The 25,367-nt window shown below is 66.0% G+C and carries 23 protein-coding genes; 14 read left to right on the forward strand and 9 right to left on the reverse strand.

Annotated elements, in window-relative coordinates; genetic code table 11:
- Positions 1 to 60: 60 nt before the first annotated feature.
- Both FB561_RS13755 and FB561_RS13760 read right to left on the reverse strand, forming a co-directional pair.
- On the reverse strand, positions 61 to 522 hold the full coding sequence (locus FB561_RS13755) for a hypothetical protein (RefSeq protein ID WP_145806678.1): 462 nt from the start codon (positions 520 to 522) through the stop codon (positions 61 to 63).
- A 190-nt stretch (positions 523 to 712) separates the two neighbouring features.
- Positions 713 to 1,981, reverse strand: coding sequence for a hypothetical protein (locus FB561_RS13760; RefSeq protein WP_170284664.1), 1,269 nt, complete (start codon positions 1,979 to 1,981; stop codon positions 713 to 715).
- A gap of 477 nt (positions 1,982 to 2,458) precedes the next feature.
- Here FB561_RS13760 and FB561_RS38985 point away from each other — a divergent pair, with 477 nt between their 5' ends.
- Entirely contained in the window at positions 2,459 to 2,593 is a 135-nt protein-coding gene (locus FB561_RS38985) for a hypothetical protein (RefSeq protein WP_272952543.1), read from the forward strand.
- Positions 2,594 to 2,931: 338 nt separating this feature from the next.
- On the opposite strand, the gene FB561_RS13775 is transcribed toward FB561_RS38985, so the two are convergent.
- Both FB561_RS13775 and FB561_RS13780 read right to left on the reverse strand, forming a co-directional pair.
- Positions 2,932 to 4,080: a competence protein CoiA family protein gene (locus FB561_RS13775; protein ID WP_145806683.1), complete on the reverse strand. Its 1,149-nt coding sequence runs from the start codon at positions 4,078 to 4,080 to the stop codon at positions 2,932 to 2,934.
- A gap of 294 nt (positions 4,081 to 4,374) precedes the next feature.
- Positions 4,375 to 4,713, reverse strand: a complete 339-nt coding sequence (locus FB561_RS13780; RefSeq protein WP_145806685.1) for a hypothetical protein — start codon at positions 4,711 to 4,713, stop codon at positions 4,375 to 4,377.
- Positions 4,714 to 5,333: 620 nt separating this feature from the next.
- Here FB561_RS13780 and FB561_RS13785 point away from each other — a divergent pair.
- The 3 genes from FB561_RS13785 (at position 5,334) to FB561_RS13795 (ending at position 10,082) form a co-directional block, all read left to right on the forward strand.
- The gene (locus tag FB561_RS13785; protein WP_145806687.1) at positions 5,334 to 6,296 is read left to right on the forward strand and encodes a hypothetical protein; all 963 of its coding nucleotides are present in this window, start codon (positions 5,334 to 5,336) and stop codon (positions 6,294 to 6,296) included.
- Positions 6,293 to 8,254, forward strand: a complete 1,962-nt coding sequence (locus tag FB561_RS13790; protein ID WP_145806689.1) for a hypothetical protein — start codon at positions 6,293 to 6,295, stop codon at positions 8,252 to 8,254. Before FB561_RS13785 ends, FB561_RS13790 begins: the two co-directional genes overlap by 4 nt.
- Positions 8,255 to 8,891: 637 nt before the next feature.
- Positions 8,892 to 10,082, forward strand: coding sequence for an IS481 family transposase (locus FB561_RS13795; protein WP_145806691.1), 1,191 nt, complete (start codon positions 8,892 to 8,894; stop codon positions 10,080 to 10,082).
- Positions 10,083 to 10,256: 174 nt separating this feature from the next.
- On the opposite strand, the gene FB561_RS13800 is transcribed toward FB561_RS13795, so the two are convergent.
- The 3 genes from FB561_RS13800 to FB561_RS13810 all read right to left on the reverse strand — a co-directional run bounded on the left by FB561_RS13800 (position 10,257) and on the right by FB561_RS13810 (position 12,078).
- Complete coding sequence (locus tag FB561_RS13800) at positions 10,257 to 10,598, reverse strand: hypothetical protein (protein WP_145806693.1); 342 nt, start codon at positions 10,596 to 10,598, stop codon at positions 10,257 to 10,259.
- A 3-nt stretch (positions 10,599 to 10,601) separates the two neighbouring features.
- Complete coding sequence (locus FB561_RS13805; RefSeq protein WP_145806695.1) at positions 10,602 to 11,057, reverse strand: prevent-host-death protein; 456 nt, start codon at positions 11,055 to 11,057, stop codon at positions 10,602 to 10,604.
- A gap of 499 nt (positions 11,058 to 11,556) precedes the next feature.
- A complete protein-coding gene (locus FB561_RS13810; protein WP_145806697.1) occupies positions 11,557 to 12,078 on the reverse strand; it encodes a hypothetical protein in 522 nt (173 codons plus the stop codon).
- A 264-nt stretch (positions 12,079 to 12,342) separates the two neighbouring features.
- Between FB561_RS13810 and FB561_RS13815 the strand changes: the two genes are divergently transcribed.
- From FB561_RS13815 to FB561_RS13830, 4 genes are all read left to right on the forward strand, one after another.
- A complete protein-coding gene (locus FB561_RS13815; RefSeq protein ID WP_145806699.1) occupies positions 12,343 to 13,746 on the forward strand; it encodes a TY-Chap domain-containing protein in 1,404 nt (467 codons plus the stop codon).
- 192 nt (positions 13,747 to 13,938) lie between these two features.
- Positions 13,939 to 15,444, forward strand: coding sequence for a carboxylesterase/lipase family protein (locus FB561_RS13820; protein ID WP_238335167.1), 1,506 nt, complete (start codon positions 13,939 to 13,941; stop codon positions 15,442 to 15,444).
- A 211-nt stretch (positions 15,445 to 15,655) separates the two neighbouring features.
- Entirely contained in the window at positions 15,656 to 17,530 is a 1,875-nt protein-coding gene (locus tag FB561_RS13825) for an alkyl/aryl-sulfatase (protein WP_145806703.1), read from the forward strand.
- Complete coding sequence (locus FB561_RS13830) at positions 17,527 to 19,206, forward strand: SulP family inorganic anion transporter (RefSeq protein WP_145806705.1); 1,680 nt, start codon at positions 17,527 to 17,529, stop codon at positions 19,204 to 19,206. The genes FB561_RS13825 and FB561_RS13830 overlap by 4 nt, the downstream gene beginning before the upstream one ends.
- A 69-nt stretch (positions 19,207 to 19,275) precedes the next feature.
- Here FB561_RS13830 and FB561_RS13835 read toward each other — a convergent pair whose 3' ends face one another.
- Complete coding sequence (locus tag FB561_RS13835; RefSeq protein ID WP_145806707.1) at positions 19,276 to 20,163, reverse strand: DUF4097 family beta strand repeat-containing protein; 888 nt, start codon at positions 20,161 to 20,163, stop codon at positions 19,276 to 19,278.
- Positions 20,164 to 20,324: 161 nt separating this feature from the next.
- Between FB561_RS13835 and FB561_RS38235 the strand changes: the two genes are divergently transcribed.
- The 6 genes from FB561_RS38235 to FB561_RS13865 all read left to right on the forward strand — a co-directional run bounded on the left by FB561_RS38235 (position 20,325) and on the right by FB561_RS13865 (position 24,923).
- A complete protein-coding gene (locus tag FB561_RS38235; RefSeq protein WP_202880606.1) occupies positions 20,325 to 20,597 on the forward strand; it encodes a dihydrofolate reductase family protein in 273 nt (90 codons plus the stop codon).
- A gap of 93 nt (positions 20,598 to 20,690) precedes the next feature.
- A complete protein-coding gene (locus FB561_RS13845; protein WP_145806709.1) occupies positions 20,691 to 21,647 on the forward strand; it encodes a serine hydrolase domain-containing protein in 957 nt (318 codons plus the stop codon).
- A gap of 67 nt (positions 21,648 to 21,714) precedes the next feature.
- Positions 21,715 to 22,209, forward strand: a complete 495-nt coding sequence (locus tag FB561_RS13850) for a DUF6153 family protein (protein ID WP_145806711.1) — start codon at positions 21,715 to 21,717, stop codon at positions 22,207 to 22,209.
- A 99-nt stretch (positions 22,210 to 22,308) separates the two neighbouring features.
- Complete coding sequence (locus FB561_RS13855; RefSeq protein ID WP_145806714.1) at positions 22,309 to 22,932, forward strand: DUF305 domain-containing protein; 624 nt, start codon at positions 22,309 to 22,311, stop codon at positions 22,930 to 22,932.
- A 261-nt stretch (positions 22,933 to 23,193) separates the two neighbouring features.
- Positions 23,194 to 24,510, forward strand: coding sequence for a multidrug effflux MFS transporter (locus FB561_RS13860; RefSeq protein WP_145806716.1), 1,317 nt, complete (start codon positions 23,194 to 23,196; stop codon positions 24,508 to 24,510).
- Complete coding sequence (locus FB561_RS13865; protein ID WP_145806718.1) at positions 24,507 to 24,923, forward strand: hypothetical protein; 417 nt, start codon at positions 24,507 to 24,509, stop codon at positions 24,921 to 24,923. The genes FB561_RS13860 and FB561_RS13865 overlap by 4 nt, the downstream gene beginning before the upstream one ends.
- Here FB561_RS13865 and FB561_RS13870 read toward each other — a convergent pair.
- A complete protein-coding gene (locus FB561_RS13870) occupies positions 24,920 to 25,267 on the reverse strand; it encodes a cupin domain-containing protein (protein ID WP_145806719.1) in 348 nt (115 codons plus the stop codon). The genes FB561_RS13865 and FB561_RS13870 overlap by 4 nt on opposite strands.
- Positions 25,268 to 25,367: the final 100 nt, after the last annotated feature.

Here is a 25,367-nt window from a genome sequence, read left to right on the forward strand (position 1 = left end):
GACGAACTGCGACACCGCAGTTCCTCCCCTCGACGCTGAGGCCGACGACAACCGGGAGGCTCAGGCCGAGCGGTGCTCAACCGGTGCGACAGCGCTCGGCACCGGGCCCTTGCCCGCAGCCCAGTCGATCACGTCCCGGACACCCTCCAGGTAACCCGGCCGCGGCCGCATCGACGACGACCGGTAACCCTCCGGGCACCGCTGAATCAGCTCCCCGACCTCGGCCCGCACAGCCCCGACCGCCGCAGGCGTAGCGGTCCCCAAGGCGGCACCCGGCACCGCGATCGGTGGCCACATCCGCATCCAGTCCGACGCAAGACTCAGCTGCTCCGCGCCAGTCAGCCAGCGGAACGTGCCGACCGCTCCGGAGGTGTAGTTCTTCTCCCACTCAGGGCCATCGCTGCGCATAACCAGCCGCGGCAACGCGGCCTCAGCCCGGCGCCAAACATCCACGAACTCGACCGTACCAACCCCCACGTTGGCGAACGGTTCATCCACCCGCACTCGGTCAGTGATCTCCATACCACCAACGGTCCCAGACACCATCGACAGTTTCCACAGCATTGCTGCGAATGCCCACCCCCTGCTGCCGCTGGCGCGACGCTCGGGTGGACCGAACCGTCTTCCCAGGTCGGCCAGGAGCTCGCCGCTTCCATGCGCATTGGTCTGTTGCAGGTCGAAGCGATGCTGTGGCTGCTGAGGAGCGGCCGTACTACTTCATTCGGCTCAACGCGGCCCATGAGTCTTCGTCGATCACAGGCCTGAGCTGCTCCAAGATGAGCCAGCGACTTGCGTACTTTGCAGTGCGCACGGTACCCATCTCGAAGTCGAACGCAGGGTCACCCAGGAACAGGCTCATCGGGCCCCAGCTGCCCATTCGATGCTCGGTGCCATGAAGGCGGCCTTGATGCACGGTCCTGGACCGCTGGACATAGGCGGCCGCGAGAGAGGCTGCCTGATCGTCTGCCAATACCAGCTTTACGGCATCCTCGAAGCGACGTCTACTGCTTAAGGTTGAACCGCAGTGCGCGCACTTTTCCGGCTTCTTATCGATCTGGGCCACGGTCTCTACCGTCGCGGTGTAGCAGACTAATGCCAGTGAGGGGTGATCAGGTTCGATGCTCAGCCCTTCATGATGCATGAACAGCGCATGCCGGATCCTGGGCTTGCTCCGTAGATATTCCTCGCCACGGGCCAGCCACGGCGGCACTTCGATCGGCTCACCAGAGGCGTATGCATCGTCCGAGGCGGCACGCCAGCCATGTCCCATGAGTGGGCCGGCGAAGTCACCAGACTTGATGTATGACTCTCGTGGACCTTCGCGAATCGTCCAGGGACTGTCCCAAACAAGTGATAGGAGCGCTGTTAGCTGGCGCATGCGCTCCAGGGTTTTCCAGTCGCCGTCTTCCCCCCATTTGTAGCATCTTGTCTTTCCGGTGACGAGAATGGGGGAGCGGTAGTTCCAAGCAACTGTGAGCCCGAGCCGTGACTGCGTGGTGGTTTGATCTTCTGCGATGCGGCCGGCGGCCAAGCTGAAGTTCATTCCGCCTTGCTTGGAGGGTCGAGACAACTGTTGTCCGGTAGCCCAACGGGCCGGGACTTCTGTCAGAACCGTTCGCCAGTTGACGAGCTTTGTCGTGCCTAGCATGGTCAGTGCTTGTTCGACGACCTGTTTCCAAAGCTGCGTATCCTCCTCGCGCGGCACGCCCTGGCCTGCAAGATAGAGGTCGAGGTGCCCGTCGCGGCTGATCAGCCAGAGCCGTGCCAGTTCGGTACCGTCCTGTGTGTTGGCTTTGTATTCGTCGACTCGGCCGACGGTCGGCACGACGATAGTTTGAGAGCTATAGCCGTAGTCTTTCAACTCTCGCAATGCCTCCGTGAGGCGATAGACAAACTCATCCTTGGCCTCGTCTCGGATCGGGGTGCGTTCGTGCTCGGGTACCGGCATGACGAAGTCGGGCGACCACAGGTTGTCGGACATTTGTGCAGGCCTTCCTGGGGCATACGAACTTTGCCGCATAGCGCTAGCAATGGCCCCACGACGAAGGATAGACGGGAAGTGAGCTGATCCGCGGTCGAGACCGCGCCGCGCGGGGCATCTTCGGGCCATTGCGAGATCGCGAGGCGGACGCGGGGATCGATGGGTTCGTTGGCTGACACCGCCCGAGCCTCGCGGCCGAAGTGTCACCACCAAGCCCACCAGCAATGTCACCGATGTCCTAATCCAGAACCGTCACCGAAGTCCTGAGACATAACACTGGGATCCATGGTGGGACGGTTCAAGATGCGCCCCGGTGACGGGGACAACGACTGGTCGATCTGAGACTCCGCGGTCAACGGACAGCGCGGATCCGGCCTGACTGAACGCGAAGCCTGTGACCAGGCCGCCGACCTCGAACTCCAGTACGACGCCCACGGTTACCGCTCATCCGACACCGTCCACCGCGTCGACCCACCCGTGCGGGTCGAGGCCTGGCGGCCCGCCGGTGTCCTGGACGCCTGGGTCCGCGAGAACGGCGCCTGGATCGGCCGGATCCGCCTCGACGACGGACAGGTCGTCTGGATCCGCGACACCGACGTGCGTCGCGCTTAGGCCGGCTGACATTGCGTCTCGGCCGCTGCGGAACGGCCGAGACGGCCACGCCCTTGGGCCTCCCTGGACGTGAAAGGGCCTGGCCGCGCAGGGGGTGAGCGTCGAGCCAGGTCCTGCGTTCCAGTCGACGCCCGGGGGAGGAGCGTCGGGACCGTGCCAGCTGTCCAGGTAGAACGGGATTCGGGTGTATTCCCAGCTGAGGTGGTTGTGGTACTCGATCGTGTGCAGCGACTGCAGGGACCGCTGCCACCGGCTGCTGCTCATCCCCGGTCGGCTGGGTCAGCATGCGTGACATCGCTCAGCTGACCGACCAGTCCGGTCGAACGTCTCGGCCTGGTTCAGCCGATGCTCCTTACCGTGGGGGAGTGGTGGTCCTCCACGGAGGTCAGGATCAGTCCACAGGTCCAGCACACGTATCTGGCTGGCTCGGGCGCATTGGCGAACGGCGGAAGCGCGTCGGGCCGGTAGATTCTGTGTGCCCAGCCCGGTGGGCTGACCAAGGTGAACACCAATCGGCGTGGCCTGCGGCCTGCCGGGAACAGCATGGGCCGTGGTCGGGCGGCCGCTTGATCGGTACGGGCGTCGACCGATTGCGTTTCGAGTAGCGCCTGGTCTGCGCGACCGCTGATCGCCGGTTCAGCGGCAGCGGCCTGGCCGGCGAGATGATGGGATGTCTGCGGGGTGTTCGGTGCCAGGGCCGGTTTCTGGTCGGGCGGAGGGTCGGGTTCGATCTGGGGATCCGGGGCAGGAACGTTGATCCGTGCCTGAAGACCGTCGGGCAGCTTGAGTCCGGCCGCCCCGAGCTCGAAGTCACTGATGGGTGCCAGCAGCGACGAGATCTCGTCGCCGGGTCGGGGCGGCCACCAGCTTCCCTGGCCCGGTTCCTCGGCGTACAGGACCCCGATTCGGGAGCTGGTCAGGTCGAGCGTCCACCCCGGCAGTTCCTGGCTGTAGACGATGTGCGGTACGCCGGTGGCCGGGTGCCACAGCCACACGTCGACCACGCCGGCGGCGACGTAGTCGCGGTGGCGTGCGAGCCACGCGGCGTCGGTGAGTGTCTGCTGCTGCAGCTCGATCGCCACCAGGGCGCCGTCCCGGAGCCTCACTTGAACGTCGCTTCGACGGGTGTTGCCGTCCAGCAACTGTTCCACCGACACGTCCTCGACCTGGAGAAGGCCGCGCGCCCAGGCCGCGATGAGCTGTTTGGCCTCCGCGTGCCATCTGGTTTCGGGGCCGTGACCACCGCGGGGGGCCTGGTGAGGCGGGTGAGCAAAGTGCGCTCGCCGGCGGCCACCGATGCGGCCCTTCACCACGACCGGCACCGTCGCGGGCTCGGCCCGATCCCAGCCCTGGTAGCAGAACAGGCACACCAGGCTGCGATCACCGGTTGCGGCCTTGCGGTGCCAGTGCTCCAGCGGTTGATCATTGACGTGTACTTCGCGGCCGGTGGTCAGATCGAGGCCGACCACCAGCAAGTCCTTCGACATCTGGACATCCCTTTCGACACGGAACAGCGCATGCCGAACGGAGACATCAACAACCGTCACCGGACGCGCGTGCGCGTGGACAGATGCCCCGACAAAAGTTGTCTGGTGCGATGTCGTTAAAGAGTGAGCCGCGCAAAATCAGTTAGTCAGCTGGGGCGCTCAGAGGCCCGGATCACGTTAGTTTTAAGGGCGCGGCGAAGGTTGCTTTGATTGTGTGGTGTGTGAGTTCTGTGTTTCGAGGCTCCACCAGAGTAGCGCACCGACTGGCCACGGAGCTGACGGCGGCGGCTCGATTCACCGGACACGGCACGGACCCTGCTGGCCGCCGTGAGCGAGGCGTTCACCCGGATGCGCTGCGACCGAGTTCGCCACCAGCTGGACGGCGAACACGATGACGAACTGGTCACCGTCCCGGCACTGCAACGGCTGGCTGATCTGCTGGCGCAGTACGACGCTACGCCGCTCTGCGGCGCCTGGGCGGCCCACGTCACGCCGCCGTCGATCCGAATGATCTGGGCGCAGCCTGACCGCCGCCGGTGAGGCGGCCGGGTGGGCTACGTGGGTGGCGGTGTTGAACCAGTCGGACCAGCGCGCCTCTTCGGCCGCGTGCAGGACCTTCAGCTCGAGCTCCAACCGTGCCAGCTCCTGCCGTTCGCCGAGACACCAGAGGCTCCGCGGTCCAGAGATCAGTCGCGGCTGGTGGACGAGGAAACAAGCGCAGCGCCGCCGACGGACTTAGCCGCGGTACTTCCGGACGGCTGCTGCTGGCTCGGTTGGGGTTTGGGACCACAGGTCGACGCTGCCCTGGCCAAGTGGAGCCGAAGTTGCGTGGTGCGGGTCGTGGTGCGAAATCGCTGAGACCGATGGTGAATTCGGTGTCCGGTGGCGGCGGCCGTGCAAACGAAAGTGCTGGTAGAGAGCAGATGCGGCGCTGTCGGTCCTGCTCGTAATCAGAAGCTCGCTCATTCGAGCACGTAAGACGGGGGTCCTGCAGCTCCCGCCTCTTCGGTGTGCTGCGCAGCCCAAAGTCGCTCGATTGGTGAGGGCGGTCCGCCAAATCGTGCCAAACGAGTTCCCGACTTGCGTCATTACGAGTGTCGGGTGGACCTGAGTGCCCTCATGCGCGAAGATTCAGACCGCCCGACGCCAGTCGCAACAAGGGGAATGGTGAGGAAGTGGACGTGAGTAAGGTTGCCCAAAAGGTGTCGCTTTTCACAGATCGATTGCCGATCCGAAGTTCACGAGGATGGGCGATGGCTGACGCGGATCGAGCTAACAAGAGGCTGCATTCGGACAGTGTTCCGGTAACACGCACAATCCGTGCCTTCCTGTTCGAGCACCCCTTTGCCAGTGCAGCGCTGTTGCATGTACCGGTGATCGCGTTGGCAGCGGTGGGATTCACGTGGGATCGCCCTTTCCTTCCGCATTTGGCTCCCGAGAATCCTTCGGATGTCCTGCAAACCGCGTGGCAGGTGCACTCCGGATTTGTTGCCATCGCCTTCGCGGGACTCGTCATGCTCATCGATATGGCTGGCCGCGAGTCGTTGATCAATCCGATCCACGAGCGCCGATTTCTACTGCAACACACCTTCTTCTTATTCGCCTTCTCGTATTCGCTCCTGGGCGCGATCGAACTCGGCGTCGCGACCGCGTGGTTCGATAACGCTGGCGTCGTATTTATACTTCTGCTCACTATTGTCACGTGGACCATTCTGCTCATTGGGAACGCTTATGCGCGCGCGATCCGTGCCCTGACGGAACCGGGTTACACAGAAAATGCGCAGAGGAGCGCGTTGGTGGCGCAACTGCGTGCCAGCATGGATGCCTCACGGGCAATGTCTCAAGCGAACACGGCGCTTCACGCGGTGGCACCAAGAACATGGTCGGCCGAGAAGGTCGAAGACGCGACGCCAATACTTCACATCGAATCGCAGGGTCGCTTAGCTGATGTGCACATACCCTCGATCAGGAGAATGCAGATAGAACTCACCGCATCGTCGGCCGTTGCCCAGAGCGTAGACCCCAACGCTGCGCCCGAATCGGCGAACCACTCATCGGGAATTTCTAGCCCACCTCTGGTGATACTTGCCTCTATCGGCCAGACGGTGGACGTCGGTCGTCCGCTCTTCGTCCTTAGACAAAAGCCCGTCGCCGATCGTATCGTGAATAGGGCAGAGTTGCGCCTCAAGCACGCAGTTCGTCTGGAGCAGGCATGATCAGCGGAGACAGGGCCAAGCGACGCTTAAAGCGACGACTTTGGGGGCCGCCCACGCTCAAGCGCCGGCACGCCCTATTCAAGCAAGAACTGGTCCGGGCGACGAGCCAGTTGGCGACTGCTGTGCGCCAAGGTGAAGAGGCCGCCACCGAGGGCGGCCTACAGCTCATTCGCGCACTGGTCCTGGAGGCCGTCCGCTACCACAGCGACTCGATCGAGGTTAGTCCTGCAGCGATGGGCGGGCCGAGTGTATACGGACGTGAATGGGGGGACCTCTTGCAGTCCTTGGAGCGCATCAGAGAAGCCGCCCACTGCAGTGACCACGCTCGGCTGCGTACCCGGGTGATCAATTTCTTCCTCGATCTCTTGGTGCAACTGTTCCATGATCGCCACCTGCCGGCCGGGCGCAACGTCGCGGGTTCTCTTGGCTGGATGTGGGCCGACATGGACAATGATGCAGGAAGTTGGTCTGCGGAAGATCGCGACTACTTCTTGATGAGACTGCGCGAGACGGCCACCTACGTGATGCCGGCACGCCTCAATGGCCCCGATGCCTCGGCCGCAGCCATCATTTACTGCTACCTCTTCGCGACCATGTTTCGGCGATCCCTCGCAGTTCAGCACTATGACAGCGCGCGTGACGTCGTGATGACCTTGATTGAAGCTCGCCCGAATCGAGCGGAGAATGATTTTCAGAAATCTTTCGCCGAATCGCAGGACGCAACGCTGCTCTCGCTGCTCGCGTGGATGCTCCTGACACGTCGGAACGATGCACCTGACGCGGGTGAGAGGGAGTTGCTCGACATATTGATCGGGGGCCTGGACGGTAAGGATCTTTGGAATGTCACCGCATTCGCCCTCGGCGCGGATTTCAGTTATCAGGTCGGCGCGGATAGTTGGGAATCTGAACGCAATTATGTCCGGGGGCGGTCGTCCGGATTCATCCAAATCGACACGTATGTTCGGGTGGCGGCACTCGTTATCGGGCTCAGTCGAGGTAGCCTGCGTGTCCCCACTGTGCCTGATGAGAAGGACGGCAGCCTCGCCCAAACGATGAAGGAGCTTCTCGACAGCCTCGTGGCGGGGAGCCCGCCCCAAGTCGCAGTGCTGATCGAGCGGGTGCGTGATGACAGGTTGCGTAACGACTTGCAGAGGCTGATCGACGCCAAAGAGGCAGTTCGCGCGCACCGGCTTGCTGGAGCGGAACTCGATGCAGTCAAAGTGTCTGCGTTCCACGAAGCTGTGGAAGATTCCCTACGGAAGATCCAAGGCATCAGAGAATTGATGCTCATTGAGCAGCGGCCGACCGCAGGGCCTCCGCAGTTCGGTTTCAACCAGTTGGAAGCAAAGTGGTGGTTCGTTGATATGGATGTCGATGCCGATCCGAAGGCCCTAGCTGAAGATTTGGTCCGAGGCCTTATCCGCGGTGAGGACGCGAGTATCATTGAAGCCGTCCGCGATTCCGAACCTTCTGACACTGTGAGTATCAATCAACTTCCGGGCATCCTCGAAGATTGGGCTGTGCGCCACGATGTAACAGAGGTCGTCATCGTTACGAACTCTTGGCGAGCCTACGAACGGCTGGCTGGGGTCGACGCATTGCTCGACGAAGCTAGCACTCGGATAGTGCGTATCGGGCCCCTGGATGCCAAGCTGTGCCGCACAGTCGATTCGACCGATCCGTTCGTGGCCGTGATGGCCTGCAGCGGCGCAGTCACGATACATAACGGCAGTCCGCTGGAGCCACAGCCGCCGGAGATGCAAGTCCACGGCGACCGTGTGCTTGCGTCCGTTTCCATCCTCACGCCCGATATGGTTGAAGCGATGACGGAAGTTGGGGTGCGCACCGCGCTCGACCTTCGCCAGCAAGTTGTCGTGAAGCTCCTTGAACACTTCACTGTTGAAGTGTCCGACCGGAGTCGAGTGGGCTTCTGGGCACTTCCGGAGCGCGAGTACTGAAGCTTTCTGACTCGCCCCGTTTGTCATCTTACTTGACGTGCTTTGTCGACGAACCGTCGATGTTTGGGCGAGGGCGGCCTCCTCGTCGGTGATCAGCTACGCGGCGCCCCGTAGGTCCCGGACTACCCCGATGCGTGGCCGAGCGGCTCCGCATCGAACGAGCCGCTTTGGCCATCTAACCAGCGTGCCCGTTCATGGCTAAGGCAGCGGTGATTCGCCGGCCCTGGGTCCGGTGATGCATCTGAGCCGTCGCCTAGAACGGTGGCGGAGGACGCGCTGCAGACGGCTAGGGCTCATCTGGCTACGGTAGCTGGAACGATGCTGTCAATGACTCTGTCAATGAAGGCGGGGCGACTCATGCCAGTTCAGGCAGCGGAGACACCGCGTTTGGCAGAGGATCCCGCCTGCAGACAGATGAGAAGCAGCAGGGCATCCAACTTGTAAAGCGGTGGTTAGGGGTTCGAGTCCCCTCGCCGGCTCTCTGAACTTGTGCAGTCTCGCCTGATGATGGACAGATCCGTCTCGGGTGAGGCTTTCCACCGTCTCGGCTGATGGTTTACGCCGTCTCGGTTGATGCTTGACACCCACTCCCTGCTCGTTCTCGGCTTGATTGCTGAGGAGCAGAGGGGGTGGGCTGATGCTTCGGGAGCTCAGCGTGGTCGAGCAGCGATATCAGGCAGTTCTTGCGGTCGTCGAGGACCGGTTGTCGGTGACCGAGGCGGCGGCGAAGGTCGGGGTTTCGCGGCAGACGCTGCACAACTGGTTGCGCCGGTATGCCGAGCAGGGTCTGGATGGTTTGGCTGACCGGTCGCACCGCCCGGTGTCGTGTCCGCATCAGATGGCCGCCGAGGTCGAGGTGCGGCTGGTCGAACTGCGGCAGCTACATCCGGCCTGGGGTCCGGATCGGCTGCTGTATCGGTTGGGGCGCGACGGGGTGGAGCCGCTGCCGTCGCGGGCGGCGGTGGGCCGGGCGTTGGCCCGGCTGGGGCTGGTGGCCCCCGGGCGGCGGCGCCGTAGCCGGGACAGGGTGTATCGGCGCTGGGAGCGGGGCCGGCCGATGGAGCTGTGGCAGTTCGACGTGATGGGCGGCGTCTTGCTCAACGACGGTCGGGAACTGAAGGCGGTGACCGGCGTCGATGATCACTCGCGGTTCTGTGTCGCGGCCGGGCTGGTGGAACGGGCCTCGACCCGCCCGGTCTGCGCGGTGTTCGCGGCCGCGCTGGGCCGTCACGGGATCCCGACCCAGGTCCTGACCGACAACGGCAAGGTCTTCACCGGCAGGTACAACAGCCGTCCGGTGGAGGTGTTGTTCGACCGGATCTGCCGCGAGAACGGGATCGAACACATCCTGACCGCGCCGCGGTCACCGACCACGACCGGGAAGATCGAACGCTTCCACGGCACCTTGCGCCGCGAATGCCTGGCCGGGCGGACCTTCGCCTCGATCGCCCAGGCGCAGGCGGTGATCGACGCCTGGGTGCACGAGTACAACACCGACCGGCCACACCAATCGATCGGCCGCTGCACGCCGGCCGAACGCTTCGCCACCCGCGCCACCGACCCCGGCCCCGCCCTCGACCTGACCGCCCTGGCCGACCGACGCACCGGCACCGACTGGATCACCCGGCGCGTCGCCTCCAACGGCGTCGTCTGCGTCGCCTGGCAACAGGTCTCCGTCGGCAAACACCGCTACGGCGAACTCGTCGACGTCCATGTCACCGACCGAATCCTCGAGTTCTGGTCCGGCAACGACCTCCTCCGCACCGTCGTCCGCGAATCGAGAGGAGAAATCCGTAAGAAGCGGGCCGCCAAACCCGCCTCAACCTAACCAAAACCGTCAAGCATCAACCGAGCACCGCACGTCAACCATCACCCGAGACTGGACACCGGCTCTCTGAACTTGTGCACTCTCGCCTGTTGATGGACAGATCCGTCTCGGTTGATGCTTGACTCCGCGGTCCCGCTCGATCTAGTCCGCACCGCGGTCAAGGACTTCCTCGGCCTACTTCGTCTGGTTCGGATGACTTGTGTGTACCTGCTCCAGATACACCACGTGATCTTCGACGTAGAACCAGATCCGGGCCGTACCTTTGGCGGTCGGCTTGTGCTGCCATCGCTGGTGGTCGACTCCTGCCCGGCACACAATTCCGAGCGCGTCCTTCAGCGGGTAGTTGGTCGGTGTCACGTCCAGCGGAGTCCTGGTCAGGAAGTCCCAGGTATCGGCGAGCGGACCTCGCAGTGTCGCTGCGAGATCGCGCCAGCCTTTCTGTGCGTTGACGGAAGCGAAGCGGAGTTCGTACTCGCTGTTCTTGGTCGGGCGTTCGACTCTTGTCTGCTTGGCCATGCGTCAGGGACGCTCCACCGGCTCATCCTCATCAAGCCATTCCACGGGTGCATGACCCAGGCCGGCGGCGAGTGCAGTTGCTGTTTCACGCCAGGAGGTCAGCTCGGCGAGCGCGAGGTGTGCCTGGCCGGTGGCGAATGATGCCCTAGCTGCGGCCAGGATGTCGGTTGCGCAGGTCTCACGGCCTTCCGGACTGAGGGCGAGCATCCAGGGGAAGTGATCACTCATCCGCTCGCCGAGTGTTCCCTCGAGGCTGGTGGAGACGGCGATGAGCTGGGCCGCGAGCTCAAGTAGCGAGTTACGGGCTCGATTCTCGCTCTCCGACATGAGGACCAATGACTCGCCGTCCCGGCGCGTCACCTCGACAGGATGATCTGAAGCCGCGGCGAAAACATCGGCCGACGAGCGACTCAACTCAGACGACTGGAAGGAGTTTCGAGATGCCGTGTCGGGCGTCATGCAGCACATGATAGTTCAGAATGTGTTCTGAATCCAACTGTCGAAGATCGCATCACCGCAGCCGGGCTGTTTGCGCCATGAGCCCATGAGCGGAGCACGCGGAGCCCGACTCCGCTTGGTGAGCGCGTGATGCGCCGCGCGTGAGCGACGAGCCGGGGACATCGTCGATCGGATATGCCGGGTGAGTCGGCTCGATGTTGGACGACTATCGCGCACATGATCTCTCCCGCCTCGGTTACGTCCCAGTGTCGAAGGTCGGCGCAAACGCAGTAGTGGAACTGGTGATGCCCAGCTGAGGCGCTGCCGCGGCCGGTGCGACGGTTCGAGCATCGCGTCGAGCAGAAGTGAGAAGCCCTCTCCGCGTCCAGGTAGATCCCTCGTACAGCTCGCTGAACTCGTGATCAGCCGCGCGAGAGATGACCTCATCAGGCCACCTCTCGCGCGGCGTTGGCCAGTAGCAGCGCAAGGTCGGCTGAAGCCGCGCCCTTGTCGTTGGTCCTTAGATGGCGTGGTACACAACCACCGAGGTTGCCCTGTCGTTCATGTAGGCACCCACGTAAGGCGTGTTACCTCCGTAGAACTGTTCGCGGCCGGGCTGTCGGAAGTTGTAGTTGGTGTTCTCGTACAAGCCCGCCTGGTTGCACGCGCCGTACAATTTCAGCGATGAGATGTTGTCGTCGAGAGCGCCCCATTTCGCGCCGATGTCTTTGACTCCGTAACCGGCCGCGTCGCACGTTCCCGCGGTGCCGCGCCAATTGGTACAGCCCCCGCCGTAGTTGATGTTGATGCACATCGACATCAGGAGAGTGGTCGCCTGCGTGGCCGATGCAAGCTCTTGTGGATCCGAGCTGCACTTACGCTCGACGACGCGCGATTCGGTCTGCCCGGGCTTCACCGGGTCGAGAATCACGACGCAGTTCGGCGGGGTTGGCGCTGGGACCGCTTCCGCGGAAGCGGTAAGCGCCGATCCGGTGAGTAGTGCCACTGCGGCGCTGATGACAAGTCGTCCAAAAGTCTTCAAGAGATCGCTCCTAGCTCTCGAGGTCAGGTCGCCGGTCCGGCGGCGATCTCCAGGAGAACAAGAGGTTCTTTCAATTCACTGTCGAGATCCATCCCCGATCCCGACGCATCTCCCGGCCCACCAGCCCTTATGGTCGAGCACTTTCAGGCGATCGCGGCCGCTTGCGCGACCAGGCCAGCCTGGGTCGATTCAGCGGGTGGAATTTTGTTGCCCTGATGCTGACCGCGTGACTCGATACGATCGAGCCGACGAAAAGGGGGCGGTATGGATCAGGACACGTCGAGCCTGGTGCCCGGGCCTGGGCTGCACGGGCTGTTCGATGGTGTGCTGTACCCGTTGCGGTTCCATGGCGGCGGATGGGCGTTCCGGTCGGATCGGCCGGCCGCGGGCTTCACCGCGGACGGCGCTGTGTTCGTCCGGATGATCGCGGCCGACGACCACGTCGAATGCTTCGGTTTCCGGCACGAGGGCGTGTACCGAGGCCTCCCGGTCTCGGTACTGCCACGCCCTGGCGGGGGCGATCTTCAGTTGGTGTCGACCGACAGTGGGGCGACCAAGCAAGGGTTCGCCCCGCAGGAACTCCGTCGCGGCGGCACCGACTGGCGCAAGCTCGTCCGCAACGGTGACCCCGAGCTCCAGGTCAAGAGCACCAGGAGCCCGCGGCCCGTGCCGTGGGCCGATCACCTCGAGGAGGTCCTCCCGCCCCGGAGCAGTACGGCGGTCGCCCCTTCCTCGGTAGCGCTGGGTCGAGCTCGCGGTCTGAAGCCCGCGGGCCTGCGCAGGAGCGGCCGGTACGCGCTGGTCGACGGCGCGGAGTACGAGCTCGTGCACCGCAAGAGCGGTTGGGCACTGCAGTCGGATCAGCCCGAAGCGGGCTTCACGCCACTGCACGCCAATTTCATCCGCATGATCGCCCAGGACGAAGAGGTCCAGTGCTTCAAGGTGACGCACACGGGTGTTTATCGCGATCTGGTCGTCAATGTCATGCCCGGTACCGAGGGGCTGGTCCAGCTGTCGACCCGCGATTGCCGCTCCGTCGACCACGGATTCATTCCCTTCGGATTCGAGCGGCCCGAGATCCAGGAGTACGTGCACACGGTGACGGTCGACGACCCGGACCTGCGCATCACCACGACCCGGGAGCCGATTCCCGCACCCTGGACGCAGACAGCACCCGTGCGTCCCAGAGTCGTCCTGCCGCCCAGCTGGGAAGAGCTCGCCGCCGCCTTCGCCGCGACGTTCCGGGACGTCTCCGACCGCGCCTTCCTCATTGTCATGGCGTCGTCGGACCCGCGCCGCTACGTCCAGTTCGCGGGCGCACCCGACTTGCTGTACGCGGAGGCTCCAGGGGTCGACGTGGTCGCCGATGCCGACGAGCGCGTACTGCGGGCCGCGGGCTGGATCCCACCCGGTCCGGGACAGCCCAACTGGACCTCGCCACTCGACTGGCTCGCCGACGAGAGCGAGTTCGTCGCTCTCGCCGAGCGGTGTGTCGCGGCGTTGCGCCACGCGTACGGCATCAGGGGTCCGAGCGCACTCGTGTACACGGCATGGCGCGATCCGGAGTCGATCCCGGTCGGCGAGACCTGGTCGGCAGAGCGCCTGGAGACGCGCGACCGAGGGGCCAACCCGCTTCACCTGCCCGGTCTTGGCCTACCGCCCCGCTGACCCGGGACGATCAGGTGATGGTCGCGGTGGGCAGCTGACCTGGGGCACGACGTACGCCAGGCGAGGTACTTGCGGATACCGCGATGAGACGATGCCCGCTCAGCTACTTCGTTGCCAAGATCACCAAGTATGAAACGACTCTTACTTGGGACTCTGGTCCTGGCCCTGACCGGCTTGACGCTCGTCAGCACAATGCAGTCGTCTACCGCCGCTGCTGCGGCGCCTGAAGTCCGTACCGACGCGGGTGATCTTCGCGGCCGGACCACAGACGCGGGGATCCGGGTCTTCGAAGGGATTCCGTACGCGGCGCCACCGATCGGTACGTTGCGATGGAGCTCGCCGCGTCCGGCGCGGCCGTGGTCAGGTGTTCGGGAGGCGACCACGCCTGGCTCGATCTGCCCGCAGCTCGGACGGTCGGATTCCGGACAGCCCATGGTGGCGGGGGAGGAGGACTGTCTGTCCCTGAACGTCTGGGCGCCCGCGCAGGCGTCGAAAGCTCCTGTCCTGCTCTTCCTTCACGGGGGCGGATTCACAGGAGGTGTTGGATCGCTCTACGACCCGTCAGAGCTGGTTGCCCGTGGCAATATCGTGGTCACCGCAAACTACCGGTTGGGGGCACTCGGGTTTCTCAAGCACGCAGCGATGCGTGACAGCGCGGCCGGGAACTTCGGCATTCTGGACCAGCAGGAAGCGTTGCGGTGGATCAAGCGCAACGTCGCGGCGTTCGGTGGTGATGCCAACCGGGTCACTCTGTGGGGCGAGTCCGGCGGTGCGTTCAGTGTCTGCGCGCAATTGGCTTCGCCGTCCGCCCGTGGGCTGTTCGCGCGGGCGATCGTGCAGAGCGGTCCCTGTGTGAACGACATGCTGCCCGCAAAGAAGGCTGAGCGCCGTGCGTCCAGCACCGCGGCCGAGCTGGGGTGTCCCGACCCCAGGACCGCGATCGATTGCCTTCGGGCGAAGCCGTTCGAGCAGCTCACCGGCCTGGCCGAGGACGACAAGCTGGACCGACGGACCACTGACCGCCCTTGGCTGCCTACAGTCGGCACGCCCGTTCTGCCGTTGCAGCTCTCGGCCGCGCAACGACTCGGTACGGCCACCGCGGTACCGGTGTTGCAGGGCGGAACGAAGGACGAGATGCGTTCATTCGTCGGAAGTGGCTTCGATGACGCGGGGCGACCGGTGACAGCAGCGCAGTACCTTCAGATCATCCAGGACCTTTACGGTCGCGACTCCTCCCGAGTACTGGCGAAGTACCCGGCCGCGAAGTACCCGACACCGAGTCTTGCGCTGGCGCAGGTGCTGACCGACGAGGGACGCTTGGTGGGAGCCTGCACGCAACTGGTGGCCAACGGTCTGATGGCACGGCGCGCCCCTGTCTACGCGTTCGAGTTCGCGGAGCCGCGGGCGATCCAGCCCGGACAGTTCCCGTACGGCGCTCATCACGGCGTTGAGATCCCGTACTTCTTCGACAGCACGAGCACCAGCCCCTGGCAGCCCCCGCCGCTTACGCCGGACCAGCAGGCGCTCGCCGTTCGCCTCCTCGATCAATGGTCGGCGTTCGCGGCGACCGGCCGGCCGGCCGCGAACTGGGCGCCGTACCGCCGCGATGTCGTGAGGTCTTTCACCGCCGCGGCAACCGAACCCGTGAATCTGCGCCAGGAGCACCAGTGCGACTTCTGGGACTCGCTCGGCCGCTGACCTTCTGAACGGGCCCTTGAGGTTGAGTTCGACGAGGCGCAACTGACCTGCGGTCAGCGGTTGTCGTTCGACCAGTGCGACAGCTTCTTGCCGACGGTGCAGCCAAGCCGCCCGCGGGACGAGGAATGCGAGTTGATACGCCGACCACGAGTACACGGCATCACCCGTTCCGGCCGATGTCGCGTCCGGCGGGGTGTGAAGGAATGGGACTATGACCAGTTCCCCCAAGCCCGCCAGTCCGACCATCATCGACCAGCAGTCGGAGATCCGCGCTCGACTCCCGTTCCGGGACACCAGGGACTTCGAGGACGCCGGTCGCGGGCGGGTCGCCCCGCTCGACGGCGCGGTGTACGCCGAGGACGGGCGGGTGGTGTGGGACAACTCGACGTACGACTTCCTGCGGGGCGAGTGCCCGGACACGGTCAACCCCAGTCTGTGGCGGCAGTCCCAGCTGGTCGCGACCGGCGGGCTTTTCGAGGTCGTGCCCGGCATCTACCAGGTGCGGGGCATGGACCTGTCGAACATCAGCTTCGTCGAGGGCGAGACCGGAGTCATCGTGATCGACCCGCTGATCTCGGTCGAGACGGCGGCCGCCGCCCTCGCGCTCTACCGCAGCCACCGCGGGGATCGATCGGTCACCGGCGTCATCTACAGCCACTCCCACATCGACCACTTCGGCGGCGTGAAAGGCGTGACCACGCAGGAGGACGTCGACGCCGGCCGGGTCCCGATTCTGGCGCCGGAAGGCTTCCTGGAGCACGCCATCGCCGAGAACGTGTACGCGGGCACGGCGATGGGCCGGCGCGCGGGCTACATGTACGGCGCCGCGCTGGCCCGCGGACCGCAGGGCGGGGTTGGCGCGGGCCTGGGCCAGACCACCTCGACGGGATCGGTCTCGCTGATCGTGCCGACGGTCGAGGTCACCACGACCGGCCAGGAGGAGACCGTGGACGGTGTGCGGATCGTCTTCCAGATGGCGCCGGACACCGAGGCGCCCTCCGAGATGCTCTTCTACTTCCCCGACCGTCGCGCGCTGTGCGCCGCCGAGGACGCGACCCACAACTTGCACAACCTGCTGACGCTGCGCGGCGCGGTCGTCCGTGACCCGCACGGCTGGTCGAAGTACCTCACCGAGACCATCGACCTCTTCGGTGCGGATCTCGAGGTCGTCTTCGCGTCCCACCACTGGCCGACCTGGGGCAACGACCGCGCGCTCGAGTTCCTCGGCCTGCAGCGCGATCTGTACGCCTACCTGCACGACCAGACGATACGGATGCTGAACCAGGGCTACGTAGGCCCCGAGATCGCCGAGCGGATCGAGCTACCGCCGGCTCTCGAGAACGCCTGGTCGACCCGCGGCTACTACGGGTCGGTGAGCCACAACGTGAAGGCGATCTACCAGCGCTACCTGGGCTGGTTCGACGGCAACCCGGCCCACCTCTTCGAGCATGTCCCGGCCGAGCGAGCGGCGCGGTACGTCGAGCTCGCCGGCGGCATCGACGCGATCGTGGCCGCGGCGCGGACGGCGTATGAGGCCGGTGACTTCCGCTGGGCGGCCGAGGTAGCCAACCATGCGGTCTTCGCCCAGCCCGACCACGCCGACGCCCGCGAGGTGCTCGCGGACGCCTACGAGCAGCTGGGCTACGGGTCGGAGAACGGCACCTGGCGCGACTTCTTCCTCTCTGGTGCCACCGAGCTTCGCGACGGCGCGTTCGGCACGCCGACGACGACCGCGGCGGCCGACCTGCTCGCCGAGCTCACCCCGGCGATGGTCTTCGACGCCTTGGCCATTCAGGTCAACGGCCCGGCGGCTTGGGACGAGAAGTTGACGATCGACGTCGTGCTGCAAGACTCCGGCGAACGCTACCGGGTGCGACTGGCCAACGGTGTGCTCACCTACAGCCACCGGCCGCAGCGCGACGAGGCCGACACGACCGTCACAACCACGCGCAAGGCCCTCCCAGCTCTCGCGACGGGGACCCTTGCCCAGACCGGCATCGAAGTCACCGGCGACGAGTCGGCGATCGGCCGGCTGCTCGACGTCCTTGAGCCGGGCGACCCGGACTTCGCGATCGTGACGCCGTGACCCTGGTCCCTCGACCGGGCCGACCCACCCGGCAGGACGCGGTCTCCGGGTTCGTCACCGGGCTGTTCTCGATCCCCGAGGGCATGGCCTACGCCAGCATCGGCGGGTTCGCAGCCCCGCTCGGCCTGTGGTCGGGGGTCGTCCCCACGATCGTCGGCTCGGTCTTCGCGCGCACGGTCCTGATGGTGACGACGCTGACCAGTGCGATCGCGCTGTCGTCGCGCAGCGTGCTGTCCGATGCCGGGCTCGACCCAGGCGACGCCGGTGCCCTCGCGACGCTCACGATCCTCGTCGGCCTGGTCATGCTGATCATGGGACTGCTCCGACTCGGCTCGGTGATGTCGTTCGTGTCGACCGCGGTGATGACTGGGTTCACGACCGGCATCGCGCTGCAGATCGTCACCGGTGTCATCAAGGACGCCACGGCGTACACCCCCGACGCGCACAACACGATCGCCAAGCTGGTCGACGCGGTCGCCCACGTCGGCGACTGGGACAGCAGTACCGTGCTGGTCAGTGTCGCGACCGTCGCGGTGTGGGCCGCGTTCAAGGCAGTACACCGACTGGAGTCCTACGCCACCCTGATCGCGCTCGTGGTCGTGAGCGTCGCTTCCGCGGTCCTCGACACCGATGTCGAGCTGGTCGGCGACATCGCCGGCATCCCGCGGTCGCTGCCGCCGTTCTCGGCACCGGACTTCGGCGCGGTCCCCGATCTGGCCTTCGGCGCGATCGCGATCGCCCTGGTCGCGCTCGCCCAGGCGGCCGGGATCGGCGCCGCCGTCGCCAACCCGGACGGCTCGCGGCCCGACGCCTCCACGGACTTCCGCGCGCAGGGCCTCGCCAACGTCGCGGGCGGTCTCTTCTCCGCGCTGCCGACAGGAGGCTCGCTCTCCCGCACGGGCGTCGGCACCAGCGCCGGGGCCCGCACCCGCTGGTCGGGCGTCTTCGCGGGCGGATGGCTGGCCGTGATCGTGCTCGCGGTCGGACCGGTCGCCGGCGAGATCCCGATGGCGGTCATCGGCGGCCTGTTGATCGTCATCGGCGGCGAGCTGATCACCGGCCGGTTCGGAGACATCATGCTGGTACTGCGCACCTCGGCGCTCTCCAGCGTCGCGATGGTCGTGACCTTCCTGGCCACCACCCAGCTGCCGCTGCAGCAGGCGATCTTCATCGGCGCCGGCCTCTCGATCTTGCTGTACGCCGTCTCGGCCTCCCGGCGCGGCCGCCTGCTGCTGCTGACGCCCGTGACCGACGGCGGGTGGTTGGTCGAAGCGCCACCGCGAGTTCTGGCCAGCCACCGAACGACCGTCCTGCACTACGACGGCCCGAGCTTCTTCGCCGAGGTCAATCGCTTGGAGGAAGAGTGGCCCGAAACTCGTGAGACGGTTGACGCCGCCGTCGTGCTGTCGTTCCGTGGCTCCGGAGGAATCCCGTCCGCCACGTTCCTCAAAGCACTCGAACAGGCCGCCGGCCGTCTCCACGCCCGCGACATCGACCTCGTCCTCTGCGGCGTGTCGCCGTCGCTGTTCCAGGTTCTCGAACGCTCGCACGCCCTCGACCTGCTGGGAGAGGACTCCGTCCACGTGGAGACACCGCATCTCATGGACTCGCTCACCACGGCCTACGCGGCCGCCGAACGCAAGCGAGCGAGCAGGAACGAAGTGACGGACAACTGACCGGAGCCACTTGTGAAGCTGTCTCGGCGCCAAGCACTTCCGCTTCCGCGTCGACGCCGATCGTGTCTGTCAGATGCCGAGTTTGTTGGTGTCGCTGCCGCGCTGTAGGTCTCGCTTGCGGACCGAGAAGTCCTTTGTTCGTTCGGCTTCGGGGCCGGAGTCGGTTCGTGGGGCGTCGCCGATCGACCGGTCGCCGTTGGCGTCGGAGACGCGGACGCGGACCCCTGCCGGTACGGCGTCGGGAAGAGTCACCCGGCCGGCCGGTGCGCCGATCCGGAGTGGTTTCCTGGCGGACTTGTCGATGGTGGGGTCGATGGCGTCGATGGTGACGCTGCCCTGGGCCGAGTGCGCGGCCACGGTCCCGTGGGCGGTGCCGATCCGGATGTCGCTGCCCTTGGCCTGGACGTCGATCGCGTCGGCCGCGCCGATGGTCACCGGACCGGATCCCGGTCCGCCGGTCGAGCGGATGTCGACGGTTGCGGCCCGGCCGACCCAGACCTCGCCCTGGCTGTGGACGAAGACGTCGGCGCTCTCGGCGACCCTGACCGCACCCTCCCGGCTCTCCACGTGGACGTTCGTGAGCTCGCCGTGCCCGATCTCGACGCCGGCGGTCTCGGTCGCGACGAACACGCTGCTGCCCGGGGGGACGTTCACCGTTACGTCGACCTTGGAGCCGTCGCGGGGGTCCGCCTCGGAGTCGATCTGCGCGACCAGGCGGCCGCGCTGCTCCTGGGGTCCCGGGACGTCGGGCTGCGGTGCCGCATTCTCCCAGGCCAGGCCCGCTCCGGTGACCGACGCGAACGAAGGACTGACCGGCAGGTCGTCGGCGGTGTCGACGACGAGGCCGGCCGGGCGGCCGGCTTCGACCGTGACCCGGATGGTGCCGTTGCGACCGGTCATGGTCAGGTCGGCTTGTACCGGGCCTTCGGTACCAGCGGTGATCTCCCGACGGGGCACAGGCTCTCCTTCGTAGCAGCGGTACGGATGTTCACGGAGCGTAGGAAGGTCTGGGGTCACCGGTAGCCGGGCTTGGGTCCGAGTTTTTCTGAGGCCTGTCGATCTGCGTCGATCCCGTTCGTGTAGGGGGCAGTTGGACACCAACGAGCGAGGAGAACGACATGATCACGGTGATTTGCAACCTGAGCCTGGACGGCGTGATGCAGGCGCCGGGCCGGGCCGACGAGGACCTGCGCGGCGATTTCGCGTACGGCGGGTGGGCGGCGCCGTACAGCGCGGACGCGATGGGCCGGGTCCTCGGCGAGCGGGCCGGCCAGGAAGCCGGGCTGTTGGTCGGCCGGGAAACGTACCAGGCGCTCGCCGACTTCTGGCCGAAGCAGCCCCCGAACCCGTACACCGAGGCGCTCGACCAGCAGCACAAGAACTCGAGCTGACCGAGGCGATCCCGACCACGACCGGCGTTGTCATCACCAAGTACCGCCCGGCGAACCGGTAGCGGGCATCCGTCGCTGTTGGTGGCACGCTCGATGGGGCTGCCGGCATCGGGTACTGGTGCCCCACGTCGGAGCACTAGGGTCGGTCGGGTGGATGAGTTTTCTGGGGTAGCGGTTCTGGCAGGCCCGGGTGGGGCGTTGGCGAGCCGGGTTGGTGGGTCGGTGGATGAACGGATGGCGTTTCAGATCGCGTCGGGGAGTAAGCAGTTCACCGCCTGTGCGGTGTTGCTGCTGGTCGACCGTGGGCTGGTGGCGCTCGACGACCCGCTTGTCGCCTATCTCGATGGCGGTCAGTCCGGTGTCTCCGTTCACCAACTCCTGTCTCACACTTCGCGGATCGGGCACTGGGAGACCATTCCGGGGCTTGACCTGTCGGACCTCCCCGATGCGGGCGCGGTGAAGGAACTGATCGTTGCTGCTCCGCTCGGCGAGCCGGGCTGGGTGTACAGCAGTCCCGGGTATGTCTTGCTGGCTCATGTGGTCGAGGCGGTGAGTGGGCGGCCGTACGCCGAGTTCGTCAGCTCCGAGATTCTGGAACCACTCGGGCTCGCGGATACGACGGTCGCCGTGGCGCCTGCTTTCGCGGCCGAGGGTTACCACGGTGGCCGGCCGATCGGCGGGCTCGACCTTGCCGCGATCCCGGGTGCTGGGGATCTGTGGTCGACGGCTGCGGATCAGGTGCGCTTCGTCCGCGCGATCCACGCCGAGCGCAGGCTGCTCAGCGCGTCCTCGTACGAGGTCATGTGCACAGCGCACGGACCACTCGACGAGACCTGGCGGACCGAGGACGGCTGGCTCGGCGGAGAGTCGTGCGGGTACGGCGTCGGAATCGGCGTCATCGGTGGCGAGCCGGCGTACTTCCACCCTGGCGACAACTCTGGCTTCCGGTCGTTCCGGGCCTGGCTCCCGGAGACCGATCGGGCAGCCGTTGTCCTGAGCAACGACGACGCCTGCGATCCTCTTCCTGTCCTGCGGGATCTGCTCGGGTGATCCGACCGGTGTCAACGCTCTTGGCCCACCAGTACCTGCGGCTTGTCGAGTGGCTAGTGTGGGTGCGGTGACCCGCTGGCGCGAGCGCATTCGGCAGGGGCCGGTCAAGGCCCTGGTTGTGGTGTGCGTGCTCGCTGGTGTGTTTGCGATGCACGGCCTGACGGGCAGCCACGACGCCGCGATGGCGCTCGGGCATGAGATGCCCGCCCCGTCGATGGCCGGGCGCTCGGTCGCTGACATCGGTGCGGTGGCGCCGATGAGTCACGGCGACCCGGCCGTACCTGGGGTGAACCCCGCGGTCGCGGATGTGCCGCCTTCGGCTGGCGTTGGGGTCGAGCTGACTGCCTCGGACGGAGACGGGCACCTCCACGGCTTGGGCGAGGTGTGTTTGGCGATGCTCGCCGCGTTGTCCCTCGCCCTGGTGGCGGCGCTGGTGTCGCGGTCGCTGGTCGCGGCGTACCCGGTCGAAATGGCGCTGCCGGTGACTCGCCTCGCCATCGACGGGGCCTTGCCGCCGTGGCGTCGACCGTCGTTGTCGAAGCTCTGCGTACTACGGACCTAGGCCGAACTCTGCCCTGAGCCGGGCGGCGGCCGATCGATCTCGGACGCCGCTGCCCGCGTACTCCGTACACACAACGCTTCGAACGACGAGGAATCACTCATGCGACAAAACCTGTGGAAAACGGCTGCCTTCATCGCCTTCACCGGGCTGGTCTTGGCCGGTTGCGGCGGCAACGACAGTGGCTCGATGCCTGGCACGGATCACAGTCAGCCGTCCAGCAGCCAGACCAGCGCATCGGCTCAGGCCGGTGACTTCAACGATGCTGACGTGACGTTCGCGTCCCGGATGATCCCGCATCATCAGCAGGCCGTTCAGATGGCCGATATGGCGATCCGGAAGGCCACCACGCCGGAGGTCAAGAAACTGGCCGGCGCGATCAAGGCTGCTCAGGATCCGGAGATCAAGACGATGTCGGGCTGGCTGACCGCTTGGGGTAAGCCGGTGCCGGCCCAATCGCACGGTGGTCACAGCGCCGAGGAGATGCCCGGCATGATGACCGACGACGAGATGTCCGATCTCGGCAACGCGAAGGACGGCATGTTCGACCGGATGTGGACCGAGATGATGATCAAGCACCATCTGGGCGCGGTCGCCATGGCCAAGGCCGAGCAGACCGGCGGCAAGAACGCCGGCGCGACGGCCTTGGCGAAGAAGGTCGAGGCCGACCAGAACCGCGAGATCGCCACCATGCGGCGGCTGCTCCGCCGCCTGCCCGCCAACTGACCTTCCGACACCGAGGCCGCAGGCACTTCTCCCAGTCGGAGCGGTGCCTGCGGCCGCCCGGATCAGTCAGCACTGATCGATGGGTGCCCTGTCAGTACACCTATCGACAGGGACTTCTTCCGCTGCGAGCCACGGGTTTCACTCGAGCTGTGAACCCCGCTCGACAGGGTTTCGATGATGAGGAGAAGCGCGCAGTGCATCGCCGAGAAGGCGGCTTCGTCACTGTGCAGCTTCGGTCCTGACTCCCCGGGAAGAGGATTGATGCAGCAGGCTCCGTTGCCCCCGGACGTTTCCTGGGCGGCGCCACCCTTACGGACGTCACGTCGACAGGCGCGGTTGACCGTCGGGCTGGTCGCGACCGTGGTGTTCCTGACCGCGATCGCGCCGCTGGCCACTGATATGTACGTCCCGGCGTTCCCGCAGGTCGCCGGGGACCTGTCCACCACCGCGACGCAGGTCCAGTTGACGTTGACGACGTTCTTCGTCGGGATGGCGCTCGGCCAGCTGATCGGTGGGCCGGTCTCGGATCAGCGCGGCCGGCGGATCCCGCTCCTCGCCGCGCTCGCGATCATGACCGTGGCCTCGATCGTCTGTGCACTCGCACCGACGATCGAGGTGATGACCGTCGCCCGTTTCGTCCAGGGCTTCGCGGGTGGTTGGGCGATGGTGATCGGCCGAGCGGTCGTCGTCGACGTGGCCAGGGGCGCTCAGCTCGTCCGCGTGCTGAACATCATCGCCGGCGTCGGCGGCCTCGCCCCGATCGTCGGACCGCTCGTGGGCGGGCTCATCCTGCAACTGTCCAGCTGGCGGGTCTCCTTCTGGCTCGTCGCGGTACTCGGCGTTGCGATGACCGTCACGACGCTGATCGCGGTCCCCGAAACACTCCCGCGTGAGCACCGCCACGCCGGAGGCCTGCGTTCCTTCGTTGGTGCCGGGCGCACCGTTCTGGGCAACCGGGAGTACGTGGGGTACCTGGTGGTCGCCGGCGCCGCGATGGGGGCGCTGTTCGCCTATGTCGCCACGTCCGCGTTCGTCCTGCAGACCATGAACGGGCTTTCGCCGATCGCCTACTCGATCGACTTCGCCGCCAACGCCGCCGGCATGACAGCGGCAGCGCTGATCGCCGCCCGGCTCGCGGGCCGCGTCTCCACTCGCAAGCTCATCCTGACCGGACAGATCGCCGCACTGGCTGCCGGAATCGCTCTCCTGGTGGGCGCGTTGTGGCTCGGCACACCGCTGCCCCTCGCGCTCGTGAGCTTCTTCGTACTCATGACAGCCCAAGGCCTCATGATTCCCAACGGCGGCGCCCTCGCATCCGCCGCAGTTCCCGAACACCCCGGTACCGGCTCAGCGCTGCAGGGCTTCGTTCAATGGGTCGCCGCAGGAACCATCGCACCCATCGCCGGGCTCGGCGGAGACCACACCGCCGTACCGATGGCGGTCCTCGTCACCGCCGGTGCCGTCGTTTCCATGGCCGGTCTGCTCGCGGCCGCCCGCGCTGCTCGGGGCTCTTCTGGCTGGATGCCTGAGGAGAAATGCTCACCTGGGTCCGATGGCATCGGTAGCCTGTGCCGGTGACCGCTGCCACCGGCTACGACGGGCTTTCCAGTCGGCTCATTCCTGAGGTCGAGCTGCGGTCGTTCCTGCTGACGTGCTTGGAAGTCGGGGAGGACGAACTCTTCCTGGCTCACCAGGACGCGGTGCCGGAGACGTTGGCCGGCATGCCTGCGGATCGGGTGTTCGCCGTCTTCTGTACCTGGTGGACGGTGGCCGGGGACTTTGCCATGGGCTACAGCGTCGGGATCGACGCAGCCGCCGCGGCGCGCGTTACCCGCGAGCAGTTCGTCCGCCGGCTCTCTGCTGCTTTCGACGCTGAGGTCCTGTCCGGGGATCAGGAGCCGCCTGGCCTCTGGACCTTGACCCGGCCGGACGGTACGAGCCTGCTGGTCCAGCTGGACGAGGAAGACGGCCACTTCCGCCTCATGCCCTAGGCGTGGGCAGGGCCGAAGACGAGGATGCGGACGCCGACATCCGTACTCGGCTGGTGCTTGCTGCCCGCTCGGTAGTGCAGGTAGGTGCCGGCGGTGTAGTTGCGGCCGTGGTCCTGGAGGGCGCCGGAGATGACGTAGATCAGTTCGTCACGATCGTGGACGTCGACCTCCGGCCAGGTGACGCCGGGTGCCAGGTCGAAGACGCGGGCCAGTACGTCGCCGCTCGACGGCAGTCCGCGGCGGACGATTCCGGTCGTGACGGTGGTCGGCTCGACGTCATCGATCACCACCGCGTCCGGCTCGTTGGAGAGCGGTGGGACGGCATCAGTCGCTGGGTCTGTCATGGCGTCAACTGTCCGCCGTCCGGGCGCACGACGCCAGGGCCGTCCCGGCCTGCCTCCGGAACGATCTGGTCATCCCGCCCGGCGGGTTGACGGGGCCGGA

The organism is Kribbella amoyensis (genome assembly GCF_007828865.1).
Lineage (GTDB): Bacteria > Actinomycetota > Actinomycetes > Propionibacteriales > Kribbellaceae > Kribbella > Kribbella amoyensis.

Excerpts from the sequence above, each read along its gene's own strand:
- FB561_RS13755 (WP_145806678.1), bottom strand. The coding sequence starts at position 522 with ATGGAGATCACTGACCGAGTGCGGGTGGATGAACCGTTCGCCAACGTG.
- FB561_RS13760 (WP_170284664.1), bottom strand. The coding sequence starts at position 1,981 with ATGTCCGACAACCTGTGGTCGCCCGACTTCGTCATGCCGGTACCCGAG.
- FB561_RS13775 (WP_145806683.1), bottom strand. The coding sequence starts at position 4,080 with ATGTCGAAGGACTTGCTGGTGGTCGGCCTCGATCTGACCACCGGCCGC.
- FB561_RS13785 (WP_145806687.1), top strand. The coding sequence starts at position 5,334 with ATGGCTGACGCGGATCGAGCTAACAAGAGGCTGCATTCGGACAGTGTT.
- FB561_RS13790 (WP_145806689.1), top strand. The coding sequence starts at position 6,293 with ATGATCAGCGGAGACAGGGCCAAGCGACGCTTAAAGCGACGACTTTGG.
- FB561_RS13795 (WP_145806691.1), top strand. The coding sequence starts at position 8,892 with ATGCTTCGGGAGCTCAGCGTGGTCGAGCAGCGATATCAGGCAGTTCTT.
- FB561_RS13800 (WP_145806693.1), bottom strand. The coding sequence starts at position 10,598 with ATGGCCAAGCAGACAAGAGTCGAACGCCCGACCAAGAACAGCGAGTAC.
- FB561_RS13805 (WP_145806695.1), bottom strand. The coding sequence starts at position 11,057 with ATGACGCCCGACACGGCATCTCGAAACTCCTTCCAGTCGTCTGAGTTG.
- FB561_RS13815 (WP_145806699.1), top strand. The coding sequence starts at position 12,343 with ATGGATCAGGACACGTCGAGCCTGGTGCCCGGGCCTGGGCTGCACGGG.
- FB561_RS13820 (WP_238335167.1), top strand. The coding sequence starts at position 13,939 with ATGCAGTCGTCTACCGCCGCTGCTGCGGCGCCTGAAGTCCGTACCGAC.
- FB561_RS13825 (WP_145806703.1), top strand. The coding sequence starts at position 15,656 with ATGACCAGTTCCCCCAAGCCCGCCAGTCCGACCATCATCGACCAGCAG.
- FB561_RS38235 (WP_202880606.1), top strand. The coding sequence starts at position 20,325 with ATGATCACGGTGATTTGCAACCTGAGCCTGGACGGCGTGATGCAGGCG.
- FB561_RS13845 (WP_145806709.1), top strand. The coding sequence starts at position 20,691 with ATGGGGCTGCCGGCATCGGGTACTGGTGCCCCACGTCGGAGCACTAGG.
- FB561_RS13855 (WP_145806714.1), top strand. The coding sequence starts at position 22,309 with ATGCGACAAAACCTGTGGAAAACGGCTGCCTTCATCGCCTTCACCGGG.
- FB561_RS13860 (WP_145806716.1), top strand. The coding sequence starts at position 23,194 with ATGCAGCAGGCTCCGTTGCCCCCGGACGTTTCCTGGGCGGCGCCACCC.
- FB561_RS13870 (WP_145806719.1), bottom strand. The coding sequence starts at position 25,267 with ATGACAGACCCAGCGACTGATGCCGTCCCACCGCTCTCCAACGAGCCG.